Source organism: Bacillus sp. C28GYM-DRY-1 (genome assembly GCF_030519405.1).
Taxonomy (GTDB): domain Bacteria; phylum Bacillota; class Bacilli; order Bacillales; family Bacillaceae; genus Bacillus; species Bacillus spizizenii_A.
The window spans coordinates 59,550-84,317 of sequence record NZ_JAUMKF010000014.1 but is presented as its reverse complement, the minus strand read 5'-3'; the positions used below and the strand labels follow the sequence as shown (position 1 = coordinate 84,317).

General features: G+C 44.9%; 23 protein-coding genes and 2 pseudogenes. 12 read left to right on the top strand and 13 right to left on the bottom strand.

Going from position 1 to position 24,768, the window contains the following annotated elements:
* Positions 1-86, top strand: an 86-nt coding sequence (locus Q3W56_RS14410; protein WP_131121716.1) for an IS3 family transposase, incomplete at its 5' end; no start/stop codon positions are given.
* A 66-nt stretch (positions 87-152) separates the two neighbouring features.
* On the opposite strand, the gene yhaL is transcribed toward Q3W56_RS14410, so the two are convergent.
* From yhaL to Q3W56_RS14380, 6 genes are all read right to left on the bottom strand, one after another.
* A complete protein-coding gene (gene yhaL, locus Q3W56_RS14405; RefSeq protein ID WP_268551731.1) occupies positions 153-365 on the bottom strand; it encodes a sporulation protein YhaL in 213 nt (70 codons plus the stop codon).
* 126 nt (positions 366-491) lie between these two features.
* On the bottom strand, positions 492-1,436 hold the full coding sequence (gene yhaM / locus Q3W56_RS14400; protein WP_019713824.1) for a 3'-5' exoribonuclease YhaM: 945 nt from the start codon (positions 1,434-1,436) through the stop codon (positions 492-494).
* Between the two features lie 73 nt (positions 1,437-1,509).
* Positions 1,510-4,407 carry an ATP-binding protein gene (locus tag Q3W56_RS14395; RefSeq protein ID WP_302895959.1) on the bottom strand — a complete coding sequence of 966 codons (2,898 nt, stop codon included), beginning with the start codon at positions 4,405-4,407 and terminating at the stop codon, positions 1,510-1,512.
* 4 nt (positions 4,408-4,411) lie between these two features.
* Complete coding sequence (locus tag Q3W56_RS14390) at positions 4,412-5,641, bottom strand: metallophosphoesterase family protein (protein WP_302895955.1); 1,230 nt, start codon at positions 5,639-5,641, stop codon at positions 4,412-4,414.
* A 105-nt stretch (positions 5,642-5,746) separates the two neighbouring features.
* Positions 5,747-7,006 carry an ABC transporter permease gene (locus tag Q3W56_RS14385; RefSeq protein ID WP_302895954.1) on the bottom strand — a complete coding sequence of 420 codons (1,260 nt, stop codon included), beginning with the start codon at positions 7,004-7,006 and terminating at the stop codon, positions 5,747-5,749.
* Entirely contained in the window at positions 6,999-7,895 is an 897-nt protein-coding gene (locus Q3W56_RS14380; protein ID WP_019713820.1) for an ABC transporter ATP-binding protein, read from the bottom strand. Before Q3W56_RS14380 ends, Q3W56_RS14385 begins: the two co-directional genes overlap by 8 nt.
* Positions 7,896-8,021: 126 nt before the next feature.
* Between Q3W56_RS14380 and Q3W56_RS14375 the strand changes: the two genes are divergently transcribed.
* Positions 8,022-8,207: a YhzD family protein gene (locus tag Q3W56_RS14375; RefSeq protein ID WP_019713819.1), complete on the top strand. Its 186-nt coding sequence runs from the start codon at positions 8,022-8,024 to the stop codon at positions 8,205-8,207.
* A 20-nt stretch (positions 8,208-8,227) separates the two neighbouring features.
* Here Q3W56_RS14375 and Q3W56_RS14370 read toward each other — a convergent pair whose 3' ends face one another.
* Entirely contained in the window at positions 8,228-8,995 is a 768-nt protein-coding gene (locus tag Q3W56_RS14370) for an enoyl-CoA hydratase (RefSeq protein ID WP_302895953.1), read from the bottom strand.
* Positions 8,996-9,158: 163 nt separating this feature from the next.
* On the opposite strand from Q3W56_RS14370, the pseudogene Q3W56_RS14365 reads away from it, so the two are divergent.
* The 3 genes and pseudogenes from Q3W56_RS14365 to khtU all read left to right on the top strand — a co-directional run bounded on the left by Q3W56_RS14365 (position 9,159) and on the right by khtU (position 11,283).
* A pseudogene (locus tag Q3W56_RS14365) lies at positions 9,159-9,498 on the top strand (hypothetical protein).
* Between the two features lie 62 nt (positions 9,499-9,560).
* Positions 9,561-10,058: a K(+)/H(+) antiporter subunit KhtT gene (gene khtT / locus Q3W56_RS14360; protein ID WP_019713816.1), complete on the top strand. Its 498-nt coding sequence runs from the start codon at positions 9,561-9,563 to the stop codon at positions 10,056-10,058.
* 7 nt (positions 10,059-10,065) lie between these two features.
* On the top strand, positions 10,066-11,283 hold the full coding sequence (gene khtU, locus Q3W56_RS14355) for a K(+)/H(+) antiporter subunit KhtU (protein WP_019713815.1): 1,218 nt from the start codon (positions 10,066-10,068) through the stop codon (positions 11,281-11,283).
* Positions 11,284-11,300: 17 nt separating this feature from the next.
* Here the strand turns inward: khtU and Q3W56_RS14350 are convergent, their stop codons facing one another.
* Both Q3W56_RS14350 and Q3W56_RS14345 read right to left on the bottom strand, forming a co-directional pair.
* Entirely contained in the window at positions 11,301-12,806 is a 1,506-nt protein-coding gene (locus Q3W56_RS14350; RefSeq protein WP_302895952.1) for a coproporphyrinogen III oxidase, read from the bottom strand.
* Between the two features lie 112 nt (positions 12,807-12,918).
* The gene (locus tag Q3W56_RS14345) at positions 12,919-13,785 is read right to left on the bottom strand and encodes a Cof-type HAD-IIB family hydrolase (RefSeq protein WP_019713813.1); all 867 of its coding nucleotides are present in this window, start codon (positions 13,783-13,785) and stop codon (positions 12,919-12,921) included.
* 499 nt (positions 13,786-14,284) lie between these two features.
* Between Q3W56_RS14345 and Q3W56_RS14340 the strand changes: the two are divergent.
* Positions 14,285-14,949: pseudogene (locus tag Q3W56_RS14340) on the top strand (hypothetical protein); the annotation flags it as partial.
* Between the two features lie 36 nt (positions 14,950-14,985).
* Here Q3W56_RS14340 and Q3W56_RS14335 read toward each other — a convergent pair.
* Together Q3W56_RS14335 and Q3W56_RS14330 are read right to left on the bottom strand one after the other, a co-directional pair.
* Entirely contained in the window at positions 14,986-15,339 is a 354-nt protein-coding gene (locus Q3W56_RS14335; RefSeq protein WP_019713812.1) for a YlbF/YmcA family competence regulator, read from the bottom strand.
* 93 nt (positions 15,340-15,432) lie between these two features.
* Positions 15,433-16,566, bottom strand: a complete 1,134-nt coding sequence (locus tag Q3W56_RS14330; protein WP_302895951.1) for a DUF445 domain-containing protein — start codon at positions 16,564-16,566, stop codon at positions 15,433-15,435.
* 266 nt (positions 16,567-16,832) lie between these two features.
* Between Q3W56_RS14330 and spaC the strand changes: the two genes are divergently transcribed.
* The 6 genes from spaC (at position 16,833) to Q3W56_RS14300 (ending at position 20,942) form a co-directional block, all read left to right on the top strand.
* The gene (spaC, locus tag Q3W56_RS14325; protein WP_302895950.1) at positions 16,833-17,924 is read left to right on the top strand and encodes a spore coat associated protein SpaC; all 1,092 of its coding nucleotides are present in this window, start codon (positions 16,833-16,835) and stop codon (positions 17,922-17,924) included.
* Positions 17,914-19,275 carry a YheC/YheD family endospore coat-associated protein gene (locus Q3W56_RS14320; protein ID WP_302895949.1) on the top strand — a complete coding sequence of 454 codons (1,362 nt, stop codon included), beginning with the start codon at positions 17,914-17,916 and terminating at the stop codon, positions 19,273-19,275. The genes spaC and Q3W56_RS14320 overlap by 11 nt, the downstream gene beginning before the upstream one ends.
* A 145-nt stretch (positions 19,276-19,420) precedes the next feature.
* A complete protein-coding gene (locus tag Q3W56_RS14315) occupies positions 19,421-19,639 on the top strand; it encodes a YheE family protein (protein ID WP_072566014.1) in 219 nt (72 codons plus the stop codon).
* 208 nt (positions 19,640-19,847) lie between these two features.
* Positions 19,848-20,051, top strand: a complete 204-nt coding sequence (gene sspB / locus Q3W56_RS14310) for a beta type acid-soluble spore protein SspB (protein ID WP_019713808.1) — start codon at positions 19,848-19,850, stop codon at positions 20,049-20,051.
* A 106-nt stretch (positions 20,052-20,157) separates the two neighbouring features.
* Complete coding sequence (locus Q3W56_RS14305) at positions 20,158-20,283, top strand: hypothetical protein (RefSeq protein WP_268400266.1); 126 nt, start codon at positions 20,158-20,160, stop codon at positions 20,281-20,283.
* 38 nt (positions 20,284-20,321) lie between these two features.
* Positions 20,322-20,942 carry an NAD(P)-dependent oxidoreductase gene (locus Q3W56_RS14300; RefSeq protein WP_302895948.1) on the top strand — a complete coding sequence of 207 codons (621 nt, stop codon included), beginning with the start codon at positions 20,322-20,324 and terminating at the stop codon, positions 20,940-20,942.
* A 44-nt stretch (positions 20,943-20,986) separates the two neighbouring features.
* On the opposite strand, the gene bmrD is transcribed toward Q3W56_RS14300, so the two are convergent.
* Together bmrD and bmrC are read right to left on the bottom strand one after the other, a co-directional pair.
* Positions 20,987-23,008, bottom strand: coding sequence for a multidrug resistance ABC transporter ATP-binding protein/permease BmrD (gene bmrD, locus Q3W56_RS14295; RefSeq protein ID WP_302895947.1), 2,022 nt, complete (start codon positions 23,006-23,008; stop codon positions 20,987-20,989).
* Positions 23,005-24,762: a multidrug ABC transporter ATP-binding protein BmrC gene (gene bmrC / locus Q3W56_RS14290; protein WP_302895946.1), complete on the bottom strand. Its 1,758-nt coding sequence runs from the start codon at positions 24,760-24,762 to the stop codon at positions 23,005-23,007. Before bmrC ends, bmrD begins: the two co-directional genes overlap by 4 nt.
* Positions 24,763-24,768 lie beyond the last annotated feature (6 nt).

Here is a 24,768-nt window from a genome sequence, read left to right as displayed (position 1 = left end):
AATACATTCATTATTATAACAATATTCGTATTCAAACGAAACTAAACAACCAATCACCGATAAACTATCGACAATTGGCTGTTTAAAAGGTGTTTTGATCCCTGTCTCAAAAACGGGGGTCAGTCCCGGCTCATTGAGCTGCACAGTTTTTTTTATGCGATGGAATGGTTTTGATTTTCGTCTTCAGTCTGCTGAGAACTGCGGCGCTCTCTCTCCTTTTCCATCCTCTCCATATATATCTGCCCTTCTTTTTCAATAAAGGACTGATCTGTTTTTTCTTCCTCTTTGGCTGCCGCCACAAGTTTATATGCACTGAAAATGATGCCTACAATACAAAGATACACCCACCACGGAAAAAATAACACGGGCTTCTCCCCCTTTTGCATAGATTCTTTATTCTTAAATCTATGCGGGAATGAGACGAGTTATGAGCGGCAAAAGCGCATAAAAAAAGGACTGATCTGAGTGTTTCAGCATCAGCCCTTTTACGATTATTGATGAAATGTCGGTTTATAAAAGGAGCGGTTTTCCAGTGCAAATACACGCTCAGTGTATTCACCCGGCTTCACGCGCTCTAGCGCTCTGTCCATCATGTTCATTTTTGCATCCAGGTTGTCTATATAGTGTAAAATTTCCGCTTCTTTCACCATCGGCGGTTTTGGGCTGCCCCATTCCGCTTTGCCGTGATGACTCAAAATCAAGTGCTGAAGAATTAACACCTCTTCAGAATCGATTTGAAGCTCCTCAGCCGCTTTTGACAGCTCTGTGACCATAATCGAAATATGGCCTAGTAAATTCCCTTCAACCGTATACGAAGTGGAAACAGGGCCGGACAGCTCTTTTACTTTTCCGAGATCATGCAGGATAACGCCGGCATAAAGCAAATCGCGGTCAAGAGACGGATATAAATCTGCAATGGATTTCGCAAGATTCAGCATAGAGACAACATGATATGCTAAACCTGAAACAAACTCATGGTGGTTTTTCGTAGCCGCCGGATAATCCATAAATTCAGTTTCGTGTTTTTTGACTAAAAACCTTGTGATCCGTTGGATATTCGGATTTTTCATTTCAAATATATATTGAGTGATGGTGTCCATCATTTCATTTTTCGGTATCGGCGCGGTTTCTAAAAAATCATCAATATTCACGTTTTCATGCTCGCTCACCGGTCTGATGTTTCTCAGCTTCAGCTGGTTGCGCCCGCGGTAATGGTGGACATCCCCCACGACCTTGACAATCGTCTGCGGCGCATAGGTCACTTCATCACTTTGCTTGGCATCCCACAGCTTTGCTTCAATATCACCTGACTGGTCTTGCAGCATCAGCGTTAAAAACGGTTTTCCATTGCTTGCAATCCCTTTCGTCGAGGATTTAATCAATAGATATTGGTCCACCTGTTCGCCAACCTCATGTAGCATAATCCCTTTTGCCATTCTATTAAAGCTCCCTCCGTATCTTACATAATACCAGTATATCACATACCGTTTTACAGCTATAGAACCTCTTTTATAACACCAAATGAATGATTTGGCTGCTTTGAAATGCATCTTTCACATGGTCATGGCATGTAAAATACAAAATCTGCCTTCCGCCTTCAGATAAATCATAAAGAACGTCTAATACACGTTTGAGCCTTTCCTGATCAAAATGTACAAAGCTGTCGTCAAGCTGGAACGGAAGCCTTGACCCATCATGACGGGTAACGGCCAGTGCAAACCGAATCGCAGTATACAGCTGCTCACATGTCCCCTGTGATAGCTCTTCCGCGTGATAGACCGTTCCATCACAATGCATGACCATTATGGAATCATCCGTTTCAGAAAAATAAATTGTCTTGTAGCTACCGTCAGTCAGCGGGCGGAAAAATGCTCCAGCCGTCTCCAAAAGGCGTGGGAGCTCGACTTTTTTATGCCGTTCCAATTTGTTTTGAATCACCCGTTTAATCATTTGGATCGAGGCCCATTTTTTAGCGGTATCTTTCACACGCTCTTTTTGCATTTCCGTTTGAAGCTTGAGATCTGAGACCAATCCCGAAGCCTCTAATTGCTCCTGTTTGACGAAGAGCAATGCGATTTGGCTGCGAAGGTGTTGAATCTCCTCAGTCAGCCGCTCTTTTCTTTCATTTTCAACTAATTGCTTGTTTTTCAATTCAGAAAGCGTATTCGAATCCGCCAGTTCAAGCTCCTCTGGGTGTCCGCCTTGAAGCTGTGCGTTTACGTGATGAAGCTTGTTCTCCGTATCCTTCAATTGCCTGCTGATGTCGGCTATGGCGCAAAACTCATTTCTGTCTTTTGCAGCCGCCGCGGCAAATAGCTGTTCAATCTGTGTTTCAAAATACTGTATCTCTTGCTCCAGCTCCAGCAGCTGCTCCTTCGTATAATGAATTTCTGTTTCAATAGCCCTTTTTTGCTTCGCGATTTCTTTTTCACGTTCAACGTTTTTCCGCAAAGTGTGAAGGGCTTCCGAGATGGAGATGTTCCGACTCTCATTCACAGGATGAAGCATGCTGACACGTTCTTCGAATGTGCGTCGGTGCTTTTTCAGCCTCCCAGCTTCAATTGTCAGTTCATGCTTTTTCTTCACTTCTTTTTTGACATCCTTCATTAAGCTGTATGCATCAAGCAGAAAAGACGGATCTTCCTTGAATCCGAGATCCTTCATAAAAGACTCGACCTGTGTATAGGACGGAGCCATATCGGCCTCCCACTGTTCAAACTGCTGGATGACTCTTTCATACGCCGCCTCTTTTTGCTGAAGCACTGCCCGCTGTGTGAAAAGATGCTGTTTATTGCGGTCATCCTCCCATAACGCTTCTCTAAGCGCTTCGGCTTCTGCCGGTGAAATGTTTGTCATTGGCTGTCTCATCTCCCGGCTATTTCCGGAAGACGGTGTTTTTTTCCCAGACACAAGCCAGTATACAATAAGGGCGGCGCCGAAACTTATGGCGGGAATCCATTGCTGCAGAAACAAAAAGAGAACGATGAACAACATACCAGCTGCAATGACAACCTTTTTCTGCTTATCCTGCTGCCGTTCAAAAAACCTCAGCTGCTCTCTCAGCCTCGCTTGCTCCTGATGCTGCCCCTGTGCTTCATCATATGCTTTAAGAGCCGCTTCTTTATCTTTTCTTTCGTTGTTTTCAAGGATAGCGGACGAAGCGGCATGAACGGCCTTTTCTGCGTCTTCAAGCTCTTTCCGGGCAAGTTCAAATGTCTCATCAAGCTGCCGTTTTCTGTCTCTTGCCTGTACGTATTGCTGCACCGCCTGCTGAAGCTGCCATTCATAGTCATATGAGGAGTTCATATTCAGGAGCTCATTTTCATCCGTTTTATTGAGCTGTTCCAGCCCTGCCGCAGCCTGTGCAGATGACTGTCGCAGCTGTGCCTGAATGGCGGCGAGCTGTTCTCCATAGGATTGATACATATGAAACCCTGCCGAAAGCTCTTGTATCAGCGTTTCTTTTGCCAACATTTCTTTATCCGGATTGAGCTTTTGCATCTGTTTGTCCAGCTCTGCCATCTTCACCCGAAGCGCCTCCTGCTGTGCGGATTTCGGGTGGAGGTGAGATTCATATTTCTCCAGCTGATGCAATCCGTCAGCCGGGAATTGTCCCGCCTGTTCCGGATATTGCGATATCGCTTCTTCCAGCATCGCTTTTTCATTTAGCAACGGCTTCAGCTCAATCGCACCCTCAATCGTTCGGATATGTCCTGCCGCCTCTTTCAATTCGGTTTCTGCAGCTGCAAGACGGGCTTCAAGCGTTCTTTTTTCCTCTAGAAGCTGATGATAGCCCGCTTCCTCTGCCTCAGCCTGTTTCAGCTTCGCCCCAAGTTGCTTGAGCGTTTCCAGCTCCTGATTCAATTGAGGGTTTCGCCCGTTTGGTTTATAAAGCCTTTCGCTTTCCTTTGTCAGCTTTGAATCAAGCTTGGATACGGCTTCAGCGCCAAACAAGCTGGAAAACAGCAAAAATTCCCCTATCTTTTCCCGATTAACGGCGTGAATTTCCTGCAGCCCGAATACGTCAAACGAATAAATGGCTTTATAAAGCGCCCTGTCCGTGCCTTGGAACAGCTGCTTTAAAAAATCTCCATGCTTCACTTCGCCTTTTTCTGTGTACACTCTCAGCTTTTCGGCAGTCCCTTTCGTCCGTTCGATTTTCACAGCCCCTATCTCAGGATGTTCAGCTTCAAGAACACCGCCATAGGCACCCCCTGTTTTCGGCTCATATTTTTTCGTTTTCGGAAAACCAAACAGCATGCTCTCAATAAATGACATCATCGTCGTTTTTCCTGCCTCATTTAATCCGTAGATTAATTGGACAGGCGAGGCGGAAAAGTGAAAGGTCTGATTGGAAAATTTCCCGTATTGGTAGATATGTAAAGATTTAATTCGCAAAGCTTTCACCGCCTCATATTTCAAGCACCTTAAGCTGTCTTTTCAATAAAATCTGTGCCTGCTCTTTTATTTCCTGTAACTCCTCTTGGCTAAACCGGTCGGCGTGCCTTCTGTACACAGGATGCCGCTCAAGCCCATCCAGCACGTCTGTTAAATCACTGCGATCAAGGTCTTCAAATAAACCGCCAAAAAAAGGATCAAGGTTTGTAATAAGGTTTGCTTCATTTTCTGTCTCATCGTCCAATGAAAGCGGCCAAACGAATTGTTCCTCCTCCGCCTCTTGCTCCTGAAAGGCTTCGAGAAGCTCATCCAAAGTGCCTTTCGGCGCCTCCAGCAGCCATTCCGGTTTACGCCCTTGTAATACGAGTCTTACACAAGCAGGGCTGCCCTTTGTCCGCAGCTTCGAAAACGTGTCCTCAATCATTTGGAAAAGAGCAGTCATATTCCTTGCCACTGTCACATCAATTACCGCTTTTTCCCACAGCACATCATGCGCTTTCTGAAATTGATAAGAAATGTCTCCGTTTGTCACATGAACGAGATAATAGCCTTTGTCTCCCGTCTCCTTCATATGGCGCGCTTGGGTGTTTCCCGGATAAATGACTGCCGGGTGCTCGGCAGAAAGAACCTGGCGTTTATGAATATGGCCAAGCGCCCAATAATCCATTCCGCTTTTCACGAGATCGTCATATGTAAACGGGCAATACGGATCGTGTCCTTCAGATCCTGATAGCGATCCATGGAGCATACCGATATGAAACGGCGCGTCAGTCGATCTTCGATAGCGGGCGGCTTGGTTTTCCGTCACGGCTCTGGCCTGATAGCTGAAACCGTAAATGCTTGCTATGCGCCTGCCTTCTTTATAAAACGATTTTTCTTCAGGAACAGAGGACGAAAAGATGTGGACATTCTCAGGCCATTCAATCGGCGTCCACTCCCCGCCTAGATGATCGTGGTTTCCAAAGATCACATACACTGAAATTCCGCTCTCTCTCAATCTTTCAAACTGTTTCTTCAAAAAGAGCTGCGCCTTTAAGCTTCGATTGGCTTCATCAAACAAATCCCCCGCCAGCAAGATGAAATCAACGTTTTCTCTCACTGCGGCGTCCATCATATGTCTCACGCTTGCAAACGTGCTTTCTTTAATCCGTGCAAAAATCGGTTCCGGCAGATGCGATATCCCGTAAAACGGGCTGTCAAGATGAAGATCTGCCGCATGAATAAAGGTTAGATCAGTCAACATTCTGCTCCTTTCCAGGATGAAGTACCCTTATTTTAGCACCGAATTCTTGCGAATGCACGTTCTGTCAATAAAGAAACAGCCTGAGAATCCTCAGGCTGTTTTTACTCAATTTTTCGCTAAACGAAGTGCTTGTTTGATCGCTTTAAACGCGCTTGAATTGCCGTAAATCAACACACCGCCCTTGTAAATTCTGGCGCCGATGACAGCCAGTAAGACAATGGTGAGCAGTGTAATTCCAATTCCGGCAGCAGCCTGCCAGAATGGAATATCCAGCATGCCGACACGCAAGAACATAATCATTGGTGTAAAAAACGGAATAAACGAGGTTACTGTAATAAATCCTGCATCAGGTGCATTCAAGCCGAACATCGCGATCATAAAACCGGCGACAACCAAAAGCGTCATTGGTGTGATCGTTTGCTGCACGTCCTCTATTCTGCTGACGACACTGCCGAGAAACGCGGCGAGTGTCGCGTATAAAAAGTAACCAAGCAAAAAGAAAATCACAGCATAGACGACAGTGGTTGCGGAAACATCGGTCAAATGAAGGAATCCGCCGACAGGTGAAGCTGTTCCGTTCATTTTGTTCAGCATCAGCGACAGAGCACCGGTCCCTATAATGACAGCAAGCTGCGTGATTCCGACAAGCCCGATGCCAAGCAGCTTTGCAAACATCTGCTGAATCGGCGGCATGCTCGAAATCAAGATTTCCATGACACGCGAAGATTTTTCGGTTGCGACCTCCATCGCAATCATGCTGGCATACATAACCACAGAGATATATATGACGAACAGCAGAATATAAACAAGCCCTACCGTCTGTCCAAGCTCTTCCTCAGACTTCGCCCCCTCTTTCAGCGTCTCCTGCCCGACAGTAACGGGCGCATAAAGGCTGCTGATCGTTTCCTGAGAAACCCCGAGCTCCGACGTTCCGACAGCCGTTTTGGTTTGTGTCAGCGCCTGCTGCAGCGTCTGGTATGTGCTATCATCAGAAATCGTTAATGCTTTATAAGTTCCTGAAATGGCCCCTTTTTCATCTCGTTTGATGATGAGCATGCCATCGAGCGCTTCATCTTTGACTTGCTTTGTGACTTCATCCTCCGACTGCTTCGACTGCCTCACATCAAGATCACCGTTTGTATCCACCGCTTTCAGCTGCTTTGAGAAAATCGGATATAATTCGTTGGTTTCATCAACAACGGCGATTTTTTCTTTCACATCATCACCTTGAAACGAAGAAATGATCGACTCCAGATTCGTTACAACTAATACAAGCAGTACCGTGATGACAGTCGAAATAATAAAGGATTTTGCCCTAAGCTTATTTTTGTATGTATGAGAAAGCATGATCCAAAATTTATTCATAGACGGCCCCCACCTTTTCTATAAAAATATCATGCAGTGACGGCTCTTCAAGCTCAAACTTTCTGATAAACCCTTTTCCTTGGAGCATGGCAAAGATCTCTTGAGAAATGTCTTCATTAGCAATCTGCAGCTTGACGCCGCCGGCCGTTTCCTTCCATTGGAGAATGCCTTCATGAGACTGCAAAAAACGCAGATCGCCATCGGCGTGAATGGTGACATTCTTTCTGCCGAAAGAACGCTTGATCTCCTTCAGCTTGCCTTGCACAACCGGTTTTCCTTTCTGCAGTATGCAAAGGTTCTCACATAGCTCCTCCACATGCTCCATCCGATGGCTGGAAAATAAAATAGAAACGCCGCTGTTTTTCAGTGAAATCACAGCCTCTTTTAACAGCTCAACATTGACAGGATCCAGGCCGCTGAATGGTTCATCAAGAATCAGCAGCTCCGGCTTATGCAAAACAGACGAAATGAATTGGATTTTCTGCTGATTCCCCTTCGAAAGCTCTTCTACCTTCTTATTCTCGTAATCTGTTATATTGAAGCGTTCAAGCCATGTGCCGAGCTCTTTTACAGCCTCCCGCTTCTCCATCCCTTTTAATCTGGCAAGATAGACGAGCTGATCCTTTACCTTCATTTTCGGATAAAGTCCCCGCTCTTCCGGCAAATAACCGATTTTGTTGCTGATATTGTAATTGACAGGACGGCCTTTCCAGCTGATTGAGCCCTCCGTAATGCTTAATAAACCAAGAATCATGCGAAACGTCGTCGTTTTTCCCGCTCCGTTTGCGCCTAAAAGACCGAACATTTGCTGTTCCGGAATGTCTAAGTCTAATCCGTCAACAGCTTTATAAGCTCCAAATGTCTTTGTTACGTGATCAATCTTAAGCACCGTATCTCCTCCTTCCCTGACCCATTATATACTAATATTGGATGAAACATAATAAAGGATTTTGATTTCCTTGTTAGAATATAATTGAAGAAGATTAATAAATCTTGGAAATGGAGGAGAAACCTGATGGCTGATTATTTCCTTACAGCTTTTGATCCTTCGGGGAAAACACTGGTAAACAAGCGATTTGAGGCGAAAAATGAAGAAGCGGCAAAAACGCATGGTGAAGCCCTATTAAAAGAAAAAGAGCTTCTCAGTCATACCCATCGTATGGTTGATGCAGCCGGAAAGCTGATTTTGTTTCATAGATGATCAGCTTTCCGCCTGACCTGTTACACTTGGAACTTCGGCTCCCGTTTTTCTAAAAAGGCACGGATTCCTTCTTGGTGATCCTTGGTCCTTCTCATTTTCTCTTGAGCGCTGCGCTCAAGAGAAAGCACCTTTTTTAGTTCTTCAAGCTGGAGGCTCTGAAAGATGGCTTTCGTTTCAATCATCGCCAAAAGAGGTGAGGCTAAAAGGGTTTCGATAAAGGGTCTTGCTCCTTCCGCCGGGCCTCCGGCAAATGTTCCGTCAAGGAGCCCCATATCGGCGGCTTCCGCGGCTGTACATTTTTTCCCGCTCCAAATCATTTTTTTCGCCTTCGCTTCCCCAATTCTTTTCATCAGCAAATAATGCCCTCCGCCGTCCGGAACAAGCCCAATGCCGATAAAATTCATTGCGAGAACGGCGTTTTTTTCCGCGAGCACAATGTCAGCGCAAAGCGCCAAACTCAGACCCAGTCCCGCAGCAGCGCCGTGAATAGCTGCAATTGTCACTTTCTTCATCTGATAGAACGTTAGAGTGACAGCCTCAATCGTATCCATCAGCTGCTTAAATTGATCAGGGTTATGCTCTGATGTCATCATCCGGATATCTCCGCCGGCCGAAAAACCTTTCCCGGTTCCTCTCAGAAGAACGATGAGCGCCTCGCTTGCAGCCGCCTTTTCAACCGCCTCCTTCAGTTCAGACAGCATCTGTTCATTCAGGGCGTGGTGGGCATCAGGGCGATTCAAGATAATCTCGGCAACGGATCCATTCACTTCATACTGAATAAACTCCATTGAAACACCTCCATGTATGCGCTAGCTTTTTTTCTTTCACACTATACATTCCCTGCCATTCTCAAATAAACCTTTTTATTTTTCAAGGTCAATAGATACTGAAAAATGCATATTGTTTGAGTGGAAACATAAAGTTTTATATAGTGAAAGAAGGGATATTAGGATGAGAAAGGAGGAAAGGAAGCATGGATAAATTGCTAATCAGTTTTCTGTTAAGTTTATTTATGGTGTACTTTCCCCCTTCGGATGTGGTTCTGCCTTCCCAGCTTGAAGCAAGCACTGACAGCTATGTGCCTATGTCCTCATATCCACAAGAAGCACAATCGGCCAAAATTCCGTCGCCGAGCAGCCTGTACTTGGCAGAGCTGAACAAAGAGTACAGTCCGCTGGCGCAGTCTGTCAGGCAGCTATCTGTCAAGCCTCTTGATGAACCGCTAATGAACAGGCTGGAAAAGGTGTGTGCCGTCCCTATCAAATACCAGTCTAATTACCTCCGAATATAAATGCCCAAGCTTTATTTGCAACTCGCCCCATTTCAACAACACTACATTCGGAGGGATTTTCATTGAATATTAAAGAAAACGATCTGCCGGGCATCGGCAAAAAATTCGAAATCGAAACGAGAAGCCATGAAAAAATGACGATTATCATTCATGATGACGGAAGAAGAGAGATATACCGGTTTAATGACCGGGACCCGGATGAGCTCCTTTCCAATATCTCATTGGATGATACTGAAGCAAGGCAAATTGCCGCTATTCTAGGCGGCATGGTCTATAAACCGCAAGCACTAGAGTCCATCGAAATGGCCTTCAGCGATCTCATTATTGAATGGTTTAAGGTCGAAAAAGGCGCCAAATCGATCGGGCGCACACTCGGGGAGCTTGATGTCCGCCAAAACTACGATGTCACTGTGATCGCCATCATCAAGCACAGCCAGGAGAAGCTTTTAAATCCCGGAGCCGATTCGGTTATTGAAGAAAATGACACACTTGTCCTCTCAGGTGAAAGAAAGCATCTGAAGAAACTGATTCACGATTTTCTTTCTGGAGAGGGCGTGTGAACGGCCGATGGATCATCTCGTATTTGAAGTCGGTACAGCGCTTGTGCTTGTCGCGATTGCCAGTGTAATCGCCAATAAAATTAAATTTTCGATTATTCCGTTTCTGATTGTGCTGGGCATGCTGGTTGGACCGCACGCACCGAAAGCGGGCATTATTGACCTAACATTTATAGAAAGCAGTGAAATCATCGAGTTTTTCGGGCGGATGGGCGTACTGTTTCTCCTCTTTTATCTCGGGCTCGAATTCTCCGTCGGAAAGCTGATCAAATCCGGAAAATCAATCGCGGTCGGCGGAACGATTTATATCTTGATTAATTTCAGTCTCGGGTTGCTTTACGGGTTTATGACCGGGTTTTCCTTTCTGGAAGTCCTCGTCCTCGCAGGGGTCATCACAATCTCGTCAAGTGCGATTGTCGCAAAAGTGCTCGTTGATTTAAAAAGAACCGCCAATCCGGAAACCGAGCTGATTCTCGGCATCATTATGTTTGAGGATATTTTCCTTGCCGTGTATTTGTCCGTAGTTTCCGGCCTTGTGTTAGGTGATGCGACATCAGTCGGAAGTGCACTCTTGTCCATTTTGATCGCCTTCAGTTATATGCTGCTGTTTTTTATCGCAGCTAGAAAGCTCCCGCCGCTGTTGAATAAACTGTTGGACATTCGCTCAAACGAAGTGTTTATTATCGTCATTTTTGCGTCGCTCTTTTTTATCGCCGGGTTTTCAGAGACGATCCATGTAGCGGAAGCGATCGGTGCGCTGCTGCTCGGGTTGGTTTTTTCTGAAACAGAGCATTCCGATAGGATTGAGCACCTTGTCGTTCCATTTCGCGACTTCTTCGGCGCGATGTTCTTTTTTAGTTTCGGCCTTAGCATCGATCCGTTTTCACTCGGCGAAGCGGTCTGGCTTGCGTTGGGAGCCGTGATTCTGACCATTCTTGGAAACTTTATTGCCGGAATGGCGGCAGGACGGCGCGCAGGGCTTTCTCATAAGGCCTCATCGAATATTGGACTGACGATCGTATCACGGGGTGAGTTTTCGATTATCGTTGCGAACCTCGGGATAGCCGGCGGCCTGTCAGCCACATTAAAGCCGTTTGCCGCATTATATGTCCTCATTCTGGCGATTTTGGGACCGCTTTTAACAAAGGAATCAAAACGAATTTACCGTTTACTGAACAAAGTATTTAAATGGAAGCCTGATGTTCATCCTGCAAGAAAACAGGGATAAAAAAAGCAGCACTGTGATCAGTGCTGCTTTGTCGTTTTCTCAAAAATCTGCTCTAAATATTTAATTTTTTCGTCCGTATAGTGCTCAAAGCGCTCATTGTACGATTTCGGATCTTTCGGATTGGCAAAGTGCGTGATTTTTCCTGTTTCCCGGTCAATAAACTTGCTTGCAGCGCCGCAGCCGATGCCGATAATCGTCTGCACCTCTTCCATAATCATGATGTTATAGATGCTTTCTTGTCCCGGCAAAGAGTATCCGACGTTTTCAAGGTTTCCAAGAATGTTTTTCTGGCGGTATAAATAATAAGGCGCGTACCCATGCTCTTTCGTCCAGGCTACCGCGTCATCCATCATTTGAGAAACCTCTTCCCTGCCGGCGACTTTGTACTTATGCTTGTTTCTCGTCATTTCTGACGCACGTTTAAAGGAAAGCGTATGAACTGTAAGAGATTCCGGCATCAGCTTTTCCGTTTCTGAAAGGCTGTGTCTGAATTCCTCCACGCCTTCCCCAGGCAAACCGATAATCAAGTCCATGTTGATATTATTCATGCCATGCCGGCGTGACAGATGATACTTCTCAATGGTCTCTTCAACCGTATGATGCCGCCCGATCGCCTTTAGCGTTTCGTTTTCATATGATTGTGGATTGATGCTGATTCGGTCAATGTCATATTTATTTAAAACGGCGAGTTTTTCTTCTGTAATCGTGTCAGGGCGTCCGGCTTCCACCGTTATCTCACGAATGTTTTTTACATCCGGGAAGGAGCGGACCATTTCCTCATACAGCAGATCCATTTCCTCCGCAGTAATGCTTGTCGGTGTCCCGCCTCCAAAGTAAATGGTTGTAACCTTAACATCATGCTCCTTCAGCCATTCGCCGATTTTCTGCATTTCGTAATGCAGCCCCCATAAGAATGAGCCAACTCTGCCCGCCTGCCCTTGAATGGCGTACGCAGGGAATGTGCAATATGCGCACTTTGTCGGACAGAACGGAATGCCGATATAAATGCTGACTTCATCCTTTACTTGATACAAATCCGGCACTGCCGCCAGCTGTCGGTCAACAATTTCCTGCATTAACTCGATTTTCTCATCATGAATTAAATAGTCTTTTTTCAATTCAGTGTGAGCTTGCGCCTTCGGCATTCCGCTTTGCAGCTTTTTATGAAGCAGCTTTGTGGGCCGGATGCCTGTCAGGATTCCCCACTTTTGCGTGATGCCCGTATATGCCTGAAGAAGATTGAGGTACACATAAGAAATCGTGTTTTTCACTTGCTTAAAGGCTTCTTTTTCATTCATGCCGAGAGAAAAAGATTTTGTATGCTGCTCCTTTATGACAGTTCCCTTCACTTCTCCCGTCACCGTCACCTGCTCATTTGTTTGTGAACATTCTAAAGAAATGGCAACATCTGCGGGCTCCTCTCCGCCGTACACAAGCTCGCACTCTTCATAAAACAAATTTGCAATATTTTGCAGAGGCCGATGCAGGCGGTCATCATGTATGCCTTCTATTTTAATTTGCAACTTCATCACCTAATTTATCAGATTCAAAACTTTCTTTAGTGTACAGAAATAAACCGTTAAAATCAATCCGGCAAAAAAGCCGCCGCACCCATCTGGGCGCGAGCGGCTTTTTTTACACACGTTTCATGTGGAACCTATCAAGAAATCCTTTTCGCTGCTGCATTCGAAAATATTCCTTCATCATATAGGCAACACCTTGCTCATCATTAGACCTTGTGACCCAATCTGCCTTTCTCTTGATCTCTGGAGCGGCGTTCCCCATCGCTACCCCAAGACCGGCAAGTTCAATCATCGGGAGGTCATCATACTGATGCCCAATGGCCACGACATCAGCCATAGTCAGACCCAGCTCTGAAGTGACGAGGGCCAGACCCGCTTCCTTGGAGACACCCTTCGGGACGATATTCAGCTTCTCATCGTTTACGCGAATAACATCAACCGCAGGGAAGGCCTTCGTTATCGTTTCTGTGATGTCATGCTGAATGTCGTGCTCCGTATACACTTCGATGACAGGTGCACTCACCGGCTCATCCATGAGAAGATCGCTTAATGATTCAACGAACTGGACTGGATAAAAGATCGGATCAGACGGATGAATGAGTGCTTTCCCCAATAAATTAGAATTCACTTTTTTCTTGTTTCCAATAGAATACTTCTCGTGAAGAAGCCGAATATTGCATTGATAACTCTCCAGCACTTGAACAATGTTAAAGGTGTGATCGTCAGAAATTCTTTTTTCAAAAAACGGGGCGTCTATTTTCTCAGCGATGTATGCCCCGCTGTGGGTGATTAGCTTGGCATCAAGCTTTAGTGATTTCGCTATTTTTTGTGCAGAACGAAAATGTCGATTGGTCACGAGAGTAACGTAAATTCCTTTTTTCTTAACGTATTCAATCGCATCCTTCGTTGCCTGATGAATCTTCCCGTTCGACCGTAGCAGCGCTCCATCTATATTTAAGGCAAGCAATTGTTTTGACACAGAGATGTCCCCCTCCTTGATGACTGTACTTGTGTATAGGATATGACCCTGTCTCTGTGTTTAGAACAACCTTTTCTGGTAAGCAAAAAAAGCCTGACTCAGCAGACTTTATGTATGGCATGATGAAAGGATACGATCGAAGCAGCCATTCTCCCTAATATCGTTATTTCGATTTACGAAAAATCATGTATTAGGAACCCCTTGTTTGACCGATGATGCGCTCCGAACACTTACTCTCTGTTGCTTATCCCCTCTATATAACGGCATGATATGCGACCGTATCCTATTGAAATCTCGTAAGTGTAGGCGCTTTCAATGCCATTATCTCAGTTTTTCTTGGTGATGACAAGGGTTTTTTTAACTAAAAAAAGTATCCAAATGATGTATACTAAGGTAGGATTTATTGTTAATTTTTGGAACTAACTGCTCGATAAAGAACATACATTCCCATATAATATATTTAATAACGAAAAAGCGGTGATCAGATGGCTGTTTTAAGTCCGAGCATGAAAATGAACACGTAAGAAGACTTGCGAGCGAAGGAAGCAGACCCCGCCTGCATGGGGAAAATCGATACCCGCTTTGAATTTGGACCCTTCCCCCGTTCTGCCGATCCTTGAGAAGCTGATGCAGGACGAGTCCTTGTATGTAAGGAAAAGCGTGGCCAATAACCTTAATGATATTTCAAAAACGCACCCTCATTTGCTGAGAAAAGCCGCAGGCCATTGGTATGGAACACACCCTGATACCGATTGGATCATCAAACACGCCTATCGAACCTTATTAAAAAAGGGTGATAAACAGGCCTTAGCACTTTTTGGATATGAAAATACTGATTCAATACAATTACATAATTTATCATGTCAATCCAGCCGTATAGCCATTGGCAAAAGCCTTGAATTTTCTTTCTCCATTCATTCAGTCATGGATCAAAAAGTAAGAATTGAGTACGCTATTGATTTTGTAAAAGCAAGGGGTCAGCGTCATCAAAAAGTGTTTAAAATTACAGAAACAAATATAAGAAAAAACGAAACGAAGTCGTACACAAAAATTCAATCCTTTAGGGATCTAACTACCAGAAAACATTACAAAGGAATTCATACATTATCAGTGATTATAAATGGAGAGGTAAAAGATTCATTCGATTTCCAAGTTACTGAATAAAAAAATCCCTTCTTTTTCAAGAAGGGATTTTGCTCATTAACCTTCGACACTGCCGTAAAGCTCTTCTAAAGGCTTCATAATGATTTTGTTCAATTCGCCGATCAGCATGCTCATGCGCTGCTCCGCTTCCATCAGCTGAGAAATTTTTTCGTGCTGCTGTACAAGCGCAACTGTTTTTTGAGCCTGAGTCACTTCTTCTTGTGTAATTTCTTCTCCTGCCATTTGTTTTTGCTGGAGTTTAAGCTGCACATCGCGGAAGTTTTCGAACATGCGCTTCGCTGATTCATCTGCGTTTACTTCATCATAAAGGTTTTTTAGACGGGTGAACTCTTCGCTCCCGCGTAATGCATTTTCCAGGTCATATGCTACATCATAAAAATTAACAGCCATTGTGAATAGCTCCTTTCATCATTGCCGTTTAGACATACCACTCCACTATAACAGACTATGGAGCTCCTTTCATTATTCAAGAACCATTTCTTCTTAAAAAAGGGTGACAAATAACGCTTGAACTGCACCTATGATTCCGCCGAGAAGGCCTCCCAAATAGGTAATCATTTTAAATTCTTTTTTCGAAATGGACAGCACCATTTCTTCAAGCCGCTGCACCGGGAACTGATCCACCTGCTCCTTGACGATTTCCTCAAGGCGCATCCGTTTTAAAACACTTTCAAGATTAGCCGAAACCCCTTTAAGCAATTTGTCTAACAGTGCCGGCAGCATTTGCTCGGTCAGCTCAGATTCATAGCGGACGGTAAGCGTGCCAATCGTATTGTTGAAAAATGGAGCAGTCGAAAATGTTTGCAGCACTCTTCGTTTCAGGCTGAAAATGAGCGCTTTTGCATTCCATTTTTCGTCTGCTTCATAAAACGTATACTCCCTCAGCTTGCCCCATTCGTTCTTCAAAAGATCAGAAAGCAGTTTATTGGTTTCCTCATTCCGCAAAAACTTCAGCAGCTCCGGCAGCACGCGGTCCGCTAGGCTTGAATTCCCCAGAAACATTTGTACCATGCTTCCAAGCATGCCGCGTTCTTTTAAAAAGCCATCAATCATATTGCCGAGACGGATTTTCCCTTCATCACTTTCAAAATAACTTGCACTGCGTGACAATATATATCCTGAAATCATCGGAATTTTTTCCTCAAGCTTTTCCTGCACTTCCATAGGAACGAGGTCTTTTAACGATTGGTGCTCGTATTGGCGGAAAAGCTCATTCAGCTTATCATCCGTCCAGCGGCTGATCCATGCGTCTGCCGCTTCATCAGGACGCTTCAACCCGGCTTTTTCAAGCGCTTCTTTCACTGTCATTTCAGAAAGTGACAGCTTTTGAATCAGCTGTTCCCCGACCTGAAGAGCCTGCGTTTTGGCTGCATCAGAAACAAGCCGCTTTTTAATGCCCTCAGGGGTTAAGAGATGATTGACTACCATCAGTCCCATTTGTTTTGCAAGTTCATCCCGTCGTCTCGGAATCAGCCCGGGGGTAAAAGGGACTCGTTTTCCAAACAAATAGTACGCCTTATAGGGTCTAAATAGCATTTGAATTGCTAAATGATTGGTCACCGCGCCAATAGCAGCGCCGATCACAATCATAAAAATAAAGGTTCCTGTAATACCCATTCCTATTCATCTTCCTCCATCTGTCATTCAGCTTTTTTCATATAGATGATGTACCTATTCGTATTATAGAGGCTCATGCAATCACTTAGCAAATCAGGAGACAAATTCCTGTTGTCAGAAAATCAGCTTGTTCTTTTGGAATAGGGCAAGGTGAAGAATCGTAATCTGTAAAGTAGAATACCGTCAGCTGCGTTCATCCTGAATGTATTTAGCGTAAAGCTGCCGACACCCGCCGGCAGCTTTTGAATAAAAGGGGGAGTCTCACCATGATAACACTCGGTTTTATGTCCTTATCCCGCCAGCATGAAGCAGACTATTCTGCAGAGTTGGCCAAGAGAGCACCCGAATTTGGCATACGCTTCATCCGGTTTACACCGTTTGATATTTCTCCTGACAACTTGCGCGTCAAAGCATCGGTTTATCATTCGGCCAGCAATACATGGAACGAAACTGAAATGGCGATTCCAGATTATATTTATGACCGCTGTTTTTACGGCAAGGATTCACAATCCCAAAAAGCTAAACCTATCGTAGAGTGGCTCAAAAAGTATCCAAGAACGGAATTTATCGGGCGCGGCCTTCCCGATAAGTGGACCATCCTTCATGATCTTCAGCAGCATGCTGTGATCAATCCTTATATTCCGGAAACGATAAAGGTAATTCGTTACGAACAAATTCACTCCTTCTTATCCAAAGAAAAAGCCTGCATCTTAAAACCGGCATTCGGCGCAGGAGGCAGAGGCGTGATTCTCTTGGAGCTGGGCAAGAAAAACATAACCGCTACGTATCACATTGGAAAAGATAAGCAGACAAAAACCTTTTCCAACCAGGCTTCTTTTAAAACATGGTGCAAAAAAGTGCTTCAGCATCAATATTTGCTTCAGCCTTATTTAGATATTCAAGATAAGGAACAATATCCATGTGATATCCGTCTGTTCATGGAAAAAAACGAAGCAGGTGAATGGAATACAGTCGGAAAGGCAGTGAGACGCGGATATAAACACGGTCTGCTGGCCAACTTGTCTGTCGGATCTGATGCGCTGACATTTGATTCTTGGTTTGAAGAGATACCGAAAAAACAGCAAGTAGTCTTACTCGATGACGTGTTCTCGATTACACAATCGGTTCCGTATTATCTTGACGAGCGCTACGGGCCGCTGTTTGAACTCGGGCTTGATATCTGCCTTGCGAAGGACGGAAGAATTTGGATTCTGGATATCAATTCCAAGCCGGGCAGAAAGTCAATCCTGCGTGTTTCTCCCGAACAAAAAGAAAACCTGTACACTTGTCCCCTTAAGCGCTGCCAATATCTGTTTTCTGAGCAAAGCCAGAAAGGAGTCCTTCCGCGTGAATCGTAAACAGTTTTTGATCGGCATAGACAAAAACAGTGAAAACACCCTGTTTCTGCCCTCTTCGCTGAAACGAGACGGACTTTTGCATGCCGCGTTCGGGACGAAGGTTGTCAGATGCCACGTTTCTTACAAACAGCATCTGGAACAAACCGTGCTTCTCTCTGAAAATCTATTTCATGAGCTTTTGCTTCCCCACCGAAGCAGGGCTGACATTTTGATTCATGATCATACGGTGCATATCGGGCCGTTAATCGGCATCTTTACGGCGGGGTTTTCCGTATCTCTTGAACGACCTTTTAAGGATCGTTCCCTCTTTTTTTCTAAGCTCGTCACGTTACACGAGCAAGCCGGAGGCTACTGCTACGTTTTTGGCGCGCACCAAATCAATTGGGAGGAAGGCACGATTGAGGGGCTCCTCTATAGAGAAAACGGTTGGGAGAAAAAAATCGTCCCGCTGCCGAACGTCGTTTATGACCGTTTGCCAAACCGAAAAATTGAAGATTCGCTTCTCTTGCAACATACAAAAAAGAGACTAATCGACGAATATCAAATCCCATGGTTTAATAAAACGTTTTTTAATAAATGGAGCGTTCATCAACTGCTCGAACAAGATCCGAGAACAGCCCCTTTTTTGCCGAAATCCGAGCTGACACCATCTGAGAAGCGGATTGATGAGCTCTGTGCCGCATATAAAAAAGTTTATATCAAACCGGCTAACGGAGCACTCGGCACCAGTATTTATCAGCTGACAAAAACAGACAACGGCCTGACGGTGAAACATACGAATGACGCCAAAACGTTTTCTTCAATCGATTATCCCGATGCCGCAGCATTCCTGGCAGCATTTCAAACACAGCACAATCCGTCTGACTTTCTCATTCAGCAAGGTGTCGATCTAATCGAATTCCAGGGCAAACCAGCGGATTTCCGTGTCCATACGAATAAAAACAGAAAAGGGAAATGGACGGTGACAGCAATAGCCGTCAAGATTTCCGGAGAAAATAGCATTACAACACATCTTTCTAATGGCGGAATCGTAAAAACACTTGCAGAAGTATACGCTGACCCCGCTGAAAGAATTGAGGTCATAAAAAAGCTTTCTGCTGCGGCACTGACCGCTAGTCATGTGCTTCATGATCATATCGAGGGGTTTATCGGTGAGATCGGCTTCGATTTTGGCATTGATCAGAACGGCAAGGTATGGATGTTTGAAGCAAATTCACGTCCGGGCCGCAGTATCTTTTCTCATCCGAATTTGCATCATGTTGATTCTCTGACAAAACGAAGAAGCTTTGAATACGCGTCATATCTATCCGAGAAGGCGATCACCTCCCATGATGCGCTGTGGCCTTCGTAACCTGCCCCGCTTCTTTTGATAAAGCGGGCTTTTTTTGTCAAAAGCTAGGACAAACTGCAACACAAAGTCAATAATGTTTTGAAACAGTGGTACAATGAACATAATTCGTTCGTATTCAGGTTAATTGATACCAATTTTAAGGAGCGTGGCCGTCATGATTTCTCATTTCAGCTGGAAACCTTTGTTCCAAAAAGAAAAGCTGCCCGGATGGAGAATTTCGTTTTATTATAAAGGAACCCATTATGAAGGCATCTATCATAAAAGCGGTGAGATTGAATGGGGAGATTTGTTTCCCGCCCGCGCTGACGAACCTGCTCTGACAAACGAGATACATGAACTGATGCTTTTTCATATTTATGACTAGCTTAGCCTGAACGGTTAAGCTTTTTTTATGCCTTCTCAAGATTTACCACTCAATTCTCCGCATGAGTTTCCGGCCATTTTAACATAATACTAGTAACAAGCCGGCAAGCATTGGGTTACGCCGAGCGGCAGTGACACCCGAGACGGGTCCACAGACTGGTGCAACTCCAGTTAACCCAACCATACTAAACAAAAAGGAGCTTTTACACATGGCTAACCAAAACTCTTCAAACCAATTAGTAGTTCCTGGCGCAGCTCAGGCTATCGATCAAATGAAACTTGAGATCGCTTCTGAATTCGGCGTTAACCTTGGAGCGGATACTACTTCCCGCGCTAACGGTTCTGTCGGAGGAGAAATCACAAAACGTTTAGTATCTTTTGCTCAGCAGCAAATGGGCGGCAGAGTTCAATAACAATTCAATATATGGCTTTTGAGGGCGCGGTTTCCCGCGCTCTCTTTCTATTTGTCACCCTTTTTTCCTGATCCACATATCCTAGAAAAAAAGGGAGGGAATAAGGTTGGCATTCATCGCCTATGTGAATTGGGAGCTGGTTCAGTTCGTAAGTATATCCATGATTCATGAATATGTTTCCCATCGTTCTGTCTATTTTTCCAGGTATTCTTTCCCGCGCTGTTCAAACTGAGAACATCCATTTATAATGAGGGGCGAGGAGGTTATTTGATGAAAATCGCTTTATTTGGTGCCAGCGGCCGCGTCGGACAAGCCTTTTTAACTCAAGCTTCCACAGATGAACAGTTTGACATTCACGCTCTGGTCAGATCTCATCATGCTGAAGTTCCCCTTCCAAAAGACAGAATCATCATAGGGAACGCGCGCCGCCGGGAAGATGTAAAAAAAGTTGTGAAGGATGCTGAAATCGTGATCAGCTGTCTCGGGACAGATGGTGATGATACCCTATCCGAAGCTATGGCAAATATACTCGCCATTATGAGAGAACAGCATATCAAACGGCTGATCACGATTGGTACCGCAGGCATTCTTGATTCCCGATATGAACCGGGAAAATACCGGTTTGAAACAAATGAATCGAAACGAAAGCTAACTCACGCAGCCAAGGAGCATGCAAAAGTATACGAAATGCTAAAAGATTCTTCGTTAGACTGGACAATGATCTGTCCCACTTACCTCCCGGACGGAACAGCAACTGGCGTCTATCGTACAGAGCGTGACGTTTTGCCGGAGGGCGGCACAAGTATTACGGTCGGCGATACTGCTGATTTTCTACATCGTGAGCTTGTTACAGGAGAGTATATCGGATACCGTGCCGGACTGGCTTATTAACTACATAAAAAACCCAAAACACGATTGTTTTGGGTTTTTGAGTGTTATGCAATGGTATGTTTCTGGCCCTTTTGCAGCTTATACATTTGATAATATTGCCCTTTGACTGCCATCAATTCCTCATGGTTTCCTCTCTCAACTATTTCTCCTTTATCGAGGACCAAAATCTGATCCGCGTTTCTGATTGTTGAAAGCCGGTGAGCGATGACGAAGGTGGTGCGGCCTTGTTTAACGACGTCGAGCGCCTTCTGAATGACGGCTTCTGTCTCTGTATCAATGTGCGCCGTTGCTTCATCTAAAATCAAAATGGCAGGATCAAACGCCAAAGCTCTTGCGAAAGAAATTAACTGCCGCTCTCCAGAAGATAGTGTGCTCCCTTTTTCAATCACGGGTTCATTAATGCCTTTTGAAAGCTTTTTCAGAAGCGGCTCGGCACCAACTTGCCGCAGTGCTTTCTTGATATCTTCTTCGGTCATTCTTTCGTCATCCAGACTTACGTTAGATCCGATCGTGCCTGAGAATAAGTACGGGTCCTGAAGCACAATGCCCATATGGGATCTGAGTTCCTGTCTTGACATGTTGTAAATGCTTTTCCCATCAATCAGTACATCCCCTTTTTGCGCATCATAAAAACGAAACAGGAGATTTAAAATCGAGCTTTTGCCTGATCCGGTATGGCCGACGAGCGCTATAGTTTCGCCTTTTTGCGCGGTAAAGGAAATATGTTTTAATACCTCTTCACCATCTTGATAAGCAAATGACACATCACGAAATTCAACACGCCCCAACGCGCGCTCCTTCGCCGGATCACCCGCTTCTTCCGTATTCTTCTCTTCAAGAAGTTCGAAAACACGCGCGGCAGAAACCCGTGCAAGCTCCAGTTTTGAAAACTGATTGACAATGCCTGTGATCGGTTGGAATAACCGGTTCAAATAATCGACAAACGCATACAGCACACCGACAGAAACAACCCCGGCCGCATTCAGGCTTGCACCGCCAAAATGCCAAATCAAACTAACAAACGCCAGGTTCCGGATCACATTGACAAGATTATGGGACATTAAGGAGTTTAGATTCAGCATCCTGTTTTGAAAATAAAAATGAGATTCATTTAATTCCTCAAATTCTCTCATTGTTTCCTTTTGATGACGGAAAGCCTGAATAATTGTCATGCCTTGAATGGACTCATTCATTTTTGCGTTAATGTCACTGTTGATCGACCGGATTTTTTGATTGTAATAAGACGCGTATTTCCGGTATATGACCGACCACAGCCAGATAATCGGCACAATTGCCAGGCACACAAACGCGAGCTTAACATCCAGCAAAAACAAAGCCGTGAATATGCCGAACATATAGATTCCGCTTGTCACAAATGTAGACAGCACTGTGACATATAAATCCCTGATGGCCTCCGTATCATTGGTAATCCGCGCAACCACTTTGCCAGCCGGAAGGTTGTCAAAATAGCGAATCGGCATTTTCTGTATATGTGAAAACACGTCCTGCCTCATCTTTTGAATAATCCGATTGGCGCTCATCTGCAGCAAATAATGCTGTCCATATTGAAAGAAAACCGAAAACACAAGCAAGCCCCCATACAGGCAGATTAAAAACACCATTCCCTTTATTTCGGGCTGATAGAACCGGAAAAGATCCTCTTTTGTCAGCTTTTCGGCCGCATATATCCGGCTCTTGTCTCCATTTGTGATTGTCAGCTTCCCGTCAGAAACCGTTCTGTTCCCGTCAAAGCTGACAGCCTGATCAACAAAATAGAACGCCATTCCTACTTGATAAATATGCGCTTCTTTGTCTTGGGAAACAGGTCCCTGGATACGGTCTTCTCTGACATAAGAAGTGCCATGGAACCGAACGGCATTTTTATCTTTTTCCGAGGCTTCATACCATGTTTTTTCAATACCGAGGATATGGTCATCAATCATTTTTTTGCCGATAAACGGCCCAGTCAATTCTGCCCCGACGGCGACCGCAAGCAATAGGACGGCAGTGATCAGCAATTTTCGATAGAGGAGTGCGTATCTCCATAACGTTTTTCCTGTTTTCATGCCCCTGCTCCTCCTTCTTCCGCAGTGAACAGCTGCTGTCTTTCATATTGTTCCCGGTACCACCCATTATTGGCCATTAGTTCTTGATGCGTGCCTCTCTCAGAAATCACGCCGCCGTCCATCACGAGGATCAGGTCAGCATGCTCTACCGCAGATAAACGGTGTGTCAAAATAAATGTCGTTTTTCCTTTGCGGTTTTCTCTGATATTCCTGATAATCGCAGCCTCTGTTTTGGCATCTACGGCAGAAAGCGAATCATCCAGGATCAAAATCTCCGGATTCGCCATAAGTGCTCTCGCAATCGAAATTCTTTGCTTTTGCCCGCCGGACAGCGCTACCCCTTTTTCACCAACCATCGTCTCCAAACCGGATGGAAGCATGTGTAGATCTTTTTCAAAATGTGCTTCGGCAATGGCTTGGTTAACCTCTTCATCACTTGCATCTTGTTTTCCATATAAAATATTTTCTTTTACTGTCCGTGAAAACAGCAAATGATCCTGAGGCACATATCCGATCCACCCGCGGAGCCGGTCAAGAGGGATCTGCTGAATCGGCACACCAGAGAATGTAATGCTCCCTTCACCGGCAGGGTACTGGCGCAAAAGCTGCTTAATAACCGTCGTTTTTCCGCTCCCGGTTTTACCGGCAATTCCGACAGTCTGCCCTTTTCGTACCGTAAACGAAATATCTTGAATATTGCCGCTTGTTGAGCTTGGATATGTAAAGCTGACATGGCTGAAAACAATATCTCCAGGCTCTTTCAGTTCAACAGGCTGCTTCGGGTCCATCACGTCCGGTTGATAAGAAAGAGTATCATTTACCCGGTCTAATGACGCATTGCCACGCTGCATCACATTAATGAGTTCACCGATTGCAAACATCGGCCAAATCATCATGCCGAGATAAACATTAAAGGAAACAAGCTCGCCAAGCGTCAGCTCGTTCCGGAACACAAGAAACGCTCCGTAGCTGAGCCCAATCAGATAGCTGGCACCGACAAGCAGCTTAACCGTCGGCTCAAACAGTGAATCAATAAAAGCCACTTTCATATTTTTCTGATAAACATCTGCGGTCATTTCTGTAAAATGGCGGACATCATTTCTTTCCTGTACATACGCGCGAATCACCCGCACGCCCGAAACGGATTCAAGCACCCTGTCATTTAGCGCCCCAAACGCATTCTGGGCCTCCGTAAACCTTTCATGGATTTTGCTTCCGTATAGACTGATTGCAATCGCCATAATAGGAAGCGGGATAATGGCGGCCAAGGTCAGCTTCCAGCTGATCAGAAATCCCATCGTCAAAAAGATCGTCACCATGAACATCGTAGAATCGACTAATGTCAAGATGCCAAACCCCGTCGTTAAACTGACCGCCTGAAGATCATTCGTCCCCCGTGCCATCAAATCGCCTGTCCGGTTTTTTTCATAAAAAGGCGGCGACATGGACAGAAGATGCCCCATTAGCTTCGTACGGAGAATTTTCTCCATCACATTCGCTCCGCCGAACAGCTGGTACATCCAAAAATAAGACATGATATAGACGACCGCCGACAGCACAAAAAAGATACCGATATAAAACAGCAGCCCCTCCGCAGTAAATGCCCCTGATTTCATATCATCTATGGCGTTCCCCAAGAGCTTAGGCGGAAACATTTCAATGACATTGACTCCCAATAAAAGCACAATTGCAATTGTATAGCGCAGCCAGTACGCTTTAAAAAACCAGCCTAGCTTTTTCAATACTGAAAACATCAATCA